Below are 4,565 nucleotides of genomic sequence, written 5' to 3' on the forward strand. Positions count from 1 at the left end.
TAGTTCTGCAGGGCCGACTCGTGTAGTCGCAAGCCAATCCCGCGTCGCAAAACCGGCCGACGAGTCAGCCGCACGACATCGCATCCGAACTATCGAAACAGACGGAGAGGCGTGGCTCGTGGGAGTCGATGTCTGCCACGTCTCAAGCATTTCCATCCCGCGTATGACATTCGGCCGCGTAGAAAATGACGAACGGGATAGCCTCCCCCATCACTGATGCCTGCGATCCTGCTTAGCGATGCGGTGATCTGGCACTCAATGGGACGCTGGAACCGATTCCCAAAAATCCCAAATAGTGAAGATGTTATGTTTCGTTGACAACGCCGTCCCAAGCGGTGGCCCCCCGCACTCCCAAACTCGATTCAGCGTCGCCGGAACCTTGCCTGTTGATCATTTGCCGCTTCAGACAGACCAACATCGCCTCGACCTGCGTGATCGCAGCAAGGCCCAACGCTGCGTCGTCCGTATCAAGCGCAAAGTGAAGGGAAATCTGCAAGCCCGCAAAGATTGTCGCCGCTGCCCGTCCAATTAGCTGTCCGGTCTCCGTGAATTCAACGCCTCGACCAGGTAAGCGCTGGGACAGAATCTGCACCCCAAGCGACGCCTCTAACCGACTGATGCTTTTGCCGAGCGCCTGACGACTCATGCCGATCGCGCGGCCAGCTGCCGAGAGCGAATCGCGCTGCACCAACTGCGCCAGCGCGTAGAGATCATTTAGATTCAGCGACTTGAGATCGACCGTCATATACCCTCCACTCACTCGCATCACGTTTTCGCCTGAAGAGACACGCGTCCAATCCTGTCATCGTTATGTGCGGAGGAGTACGGGGAATACACGCAGGTGGGATATTGCCGGAAACATTCCGACAATATGCAAACCACACGTTACATTTTCATTTCATCAAAAATCTGCCGTAATTCCCATGAATCACCCCGGCCCCCGAACTTGACCTTAAGTCTTTTGAGAGGAGACGATTTGGATTTCAAAACACGTACCCAAACGGGGTTCGCGCAAGAGTGCAACACGAACGAACGTTCGCAGAGGAGCACCGAGGCGGGCCGTCGGCCAGTCCATAACATTTATCGATTTCCGACTCAGGTTTTGAGGGCACGCCGCCATCAGTCCATCAGGAACACTGTAGTAGCACAATTCGACATCCGGCAACCGCCCGCCGTCGCGACGGCAACGATCGTCGTGCGCGACGACGGCTCCGTGTCGACATGCGCCAAGGGCTGCGAAGCCGACACAGCGCAACTATTAGCTCGAGGTTTGAAGCGACTTGCACGTCGCATCGAATCGGCCTTCTTCAACGACGCATAAGCCAGTTCGATCTTCCTCGTCGGGTGGGTGCCAGACGAGGAAACAATATGGCGCACGTGGGCACGAGCAGGTACGCGAGGAACGCAACCACCGGCACCGCGACGAAGCCGACCGCCTGCTCGCACGCGAACGCACGGCCGCAAAGCTGCTTCGGCACGAGCTCGGAGATGCTCGCGTCAGAGGATCACATTTTACGCTTTAAATTCATTGCGTTACGCGCACTTTGGGGAAGAAAAATACGCATCGATTCGCTGCATCGCGCTGTAATAGAATCAATAACCTAGTGTAGGGTTTTACACGCCCGATGAAAACCACTTGATGAAGTGTCACGGCCGGTTTCGTGAGCTCGTCGCGCCCAACCCTCAGCGATTCGTGACTTGGTCCTGTCCCGCTGCACGTCGGAGCATAATTGCAATATTTTGCTAAAAAAATCCGATTAGCCGGCCATTTCACAACAATTCATCCAAGCGCCGACTTCAGGTTACCGCTCGCATTACGGTTCTCAAACCGTGCAACTACAGTCGCCGAGCCGGTTCGATTGCCATACGCGTTCGGTCAGTCTCAATGAACCTGTAAGAGCTTCACGCTCGTTTGCGTAGGTGCCGGACAATACGAGTCGTCGTTAGGTACAACACATTCGATTTCGGATGAATTAAATACCGTCCCGGCCGGGCACGTTTTGGAGATCGACTTTCCCGACTGGCATGCAAAAAACTCAGGACTGCATTGTGACGATGGGTCGGCGTAGTAACCATCGGCCAAGTTCGAGCAATCAATAGCGTCGGGCGAGACAGAGCTGACGATCGGCGTCGTCGCCACGCTCGTCGTATCCGCTATCGTCTCCGTCACGTCTCTTAAGTCGATCTGGGCTGAGACCAGTCCAACCGACAGCACATTCAGACTGCCGGCAAGTTCCAAATGCAAGGGTGCGTGAATTGCCAAAAATCGTTTCGACCCAACCCCCGAAAAAATATAGTCATTCACTTTCAGCGCGCCGCTAACCGGAATATTAACAAGCAGACCAAGTCCTGGCAGATTTACAGCTAACGTCGCGCTAACCGTCGCAAGTGGATATCCAATGGGAATCGGTTGCTGAGGTATCGACACCGGGACGCCATTGACAATCACGCTGCCGAGACTTGTTGAACCGACACAACGAATGGCGCCGGCGCTATCAAACGTACAGTATCCTCGCCCAGAAACGCTGGTACTTTGCACGGCGTTCTGCGCCAGAGAAATATTGGACGCGCTCGCGGTGCCTGCTAACGTTGTAGTGGTCTGTGTGGCCGCGAAATTGGCTTGACTATGAGGGGTATCGACAGTCGCAAGATTGGCAATGCCGGACACGCCGACGTTGACGTTAGCCGCGTCATGCTGGACCGTTCCCTCGCCAGAGGTAGTCGAAGCATTGACGCCCGGCAGTGGGAATACCGTTTTCACGCCAGCGACAACCAGTGTAACAGTTCCCTCCAGATTGCTTGTTGATACAACTGCTTCGCTAATCCCGGGTGTCTGCGCAAATGCTTTTGCGCAGAGCACAAACATAACGATACACAACTGAAAAAGCCAACTACACGCAGCAGATTTTTTCATGACGACCCCATTTCTAAAATAATGCGCACTTGACGCGCCTCTCATTTTATTTAGCCTACGCGTCAATTTTCGGGCGCGACCGTGCCTTGTTGCATATCTCGGATCTAAAAATCGATACTTGCACCACCGACCGAGCTTAGCGAGCGACAGGACTGAATAGCCTTCGTTCTCAATAACCAATAAAACCTTCAGTACTTCGTGGGCAACTCCTAGGCTTCTCCTCCTCCGTAGCGAACGACTACTTCGGGCTGCGATTTGCAGTCAGCACCGCTAGAAACTACGGCGCCACGTACCTTAGCAGTATCGACCATCTTATGAAATCTTCTGAAATCTTCTGAAATCTTCTGAAAAAATTATCTCTTTGTCGAAAATCTCAATAATCTTGATTTTCGCTTTCATTTCCAACAATTCGCGTACGCCGTCGGCTTTTAAAATTTGTCAGCAGCGAGGTTGCTCGGCTATCGCGCGTTGCGGCGCGACTCGGACGTTAGATCCCGCATCCTTGAGCTCCACGTCGCTCATCACCGCATCGTCCAGAAATAGCCGATAGCCAACGGCGTAGTCGGCGACAATTTTCATGTTCTTATTCCAGCCCCCGTCGAGCCCTAGCTTTGCGCGAATACGAAACATGTGCGCGTCAAGTGCCCGGGACGACGCACTGAGTTCACAGCCCCATGCGGCCTTCTGGATTGCCGCTCGTGGCACAGTCTTGTTCGCATTGCCGACCAAGCATTCGATGATGTAGAACTCGTGCGATGTCACACCGACCGATTTTCCGTCGATTTCGATGGTCCGCCGCTCGAAGTCGATCTTGATATTGTCGACATATAGGTATCTGCATTCCATGTGGTTCCCCCATGCCTGTTCAAGACCTGCTCATATTGAGGTTACCCGCGATCATGCCGACTGTATCGCTGGGACCTGATTGGTGGCCACCCACTGCGCCCGCCTGTGTGACGGCCCGCCCATCGTATGTCGTGACGCGAACCCATCGGTAGATCCCGGATCGCCGGGTTCCGCGCTACTCGTCTCCGGATCGTCGAGGGCTAGCCGATAGCCCATCGAATAGACGGTAATAATCCTTATCTTCTTGTGTTCGTCCAGCCGCAGCTTCGAGCGGATTTGCGAAATATGCGCTTCTAGAGTCCGTGACGACGCATCGAGTTCGCGTCCCCATACGGCCCTCTGAATCGCCCGGCGCGACACCATCTCGTTCTTGTTGCGGAGCAAGAATTCGAGCACGTCAAACGCACACGGCGTCATGCGGACAACCTTGCCGTCGATTTTTATCGCGCGAAATACGAAGTCGATTTGGATGTTGTCGACGTACAGGTATCTGCGGTTCATTTCATCCCTCGAGCATTCGTTCAAGAGCCACTCCTCTTACGTCAGCTGCTACCCCCTACCGTACGAGCGGTCCATCTCCGAAAAAGCCCGCCTAAAGGCGGGCAAGGCACCTCTCACGAGGCGCTGACGTGATCTCCCGATGCGCGCCCAGGCAGGAGTCGGCGCAAGGCTGTAGCCCGTTCGATGGCGCGCTGACGTTCGGCGTCGGGCCCCTCCAACTGCGCAACATAGGCCACGGGCAACGCATCGCGCGCGAACTGATATTCAAGCGACGTGAGCACGTTGCGTGTGAACACTGGATCGC

5 protein-coding genes are annotated in these 4,565 nt (G+C 54.7%); all 5 read right to left on the reverse strand.

The genetic code is table 11. The features are described 5' to 3' along the window. Positions 1–304: 304 nt before the first annotated feature. Entirely contained in the window at positions 305–745 is a 441-nt protein-coding gene (locus tag C7H84_RS36015; RefSeq protein ID WP_162999530.1) for a LysR family transcriptional regulator, read from the reverse strand. 1,137 nt (positions 746–1,882) lie between these two features. Then, complete coding sequence (locus tag C7H84_RS36020; RefSeq protein ID WP_162999531.1) at positions 1,883–2,914, reverse strand: chitin binding peritrophin-A domain-containing protein; 1,032 nt, start codon at positions 2,912–2,914, stop codon at positions 1,883–1,885. 438 nt (positions 2,915–3,352) lie between these two features. Continuing rightward, positions 3,353–3,760: a winged helix-turn-helix domain-containing protein gene (locus C7H84_RS36025; protein ID WP_121863212.1), complete on the reverse strand. Its 408-nt coding sequence runs from the start codon at positions 3,758–3,760 to the stop codon at positions 3,353–3,355. Positions 3,761–3,811: 51 nt separating this feature from the next. Beyond that, positions 3,812–4,261, reverse strand: a complete 450-nt coding sequence (locus C7H84_RS36030) for a winged helix-turn-helix domain-containing protein (RefSeq protein WP_121863213.1) — start codon at positions 4,259–4,261, stop codon at positions 3,812–3,814. A gap of 113 nt (positions 4,262–4,374) precedes the next feature. After that, on the reverse strand, positions 4,375–4,565 hold a 191-nt coding region (locus tag C7H84_RS37025; protein ID WP_205611512.1), incomplete at its 5' end, for a hypothetical protein.

This window comes from Burkholderia sp. Nafp2/4-1b (genome assembly GCF_003635165.1).
In the GTDB taxonomy this organism is placed as follows: domain Bacteria; phylum Pseudomonadota; class Gammaproteobacteria; order Burkholderiales; family Burkholderiaceae; genus Burkholderia.

What these genes read in the sequence shown, in the direction of transcription:
- C7H84_RS36030 (WP_121863213.1), bottom strand. Translation starts at nt 4,261, where the DNA reads ATGAACCGCAGATACCTGTACGTCGACAACATCCAAATCGACTTCGTA.
- C7H84_RS36015 (WP_162999530.1), bottom strand. Translation starts at nt 745, where the DNA reads ATGACGGTCGATCTCAAGTCGCTGAATCTAAATGATCTCTACGCGCTG.
- C7H84_RS36025 (WP_121863212.1), bottom strand. Translation starts at nt 3,760, where the DNA reads ATGGAATGCAGATACCTATATGTCGACAATATCAAGATCGACTTCGAG.
- C7H84_RS36020 (WP_162999531.1), bottom strand. Translation starts at nt 2,914, where the DNA reads ATGAAAAAATCTGCTGCGTGTAGTTGGCTTTTTCAGTTGTGTATCGTT.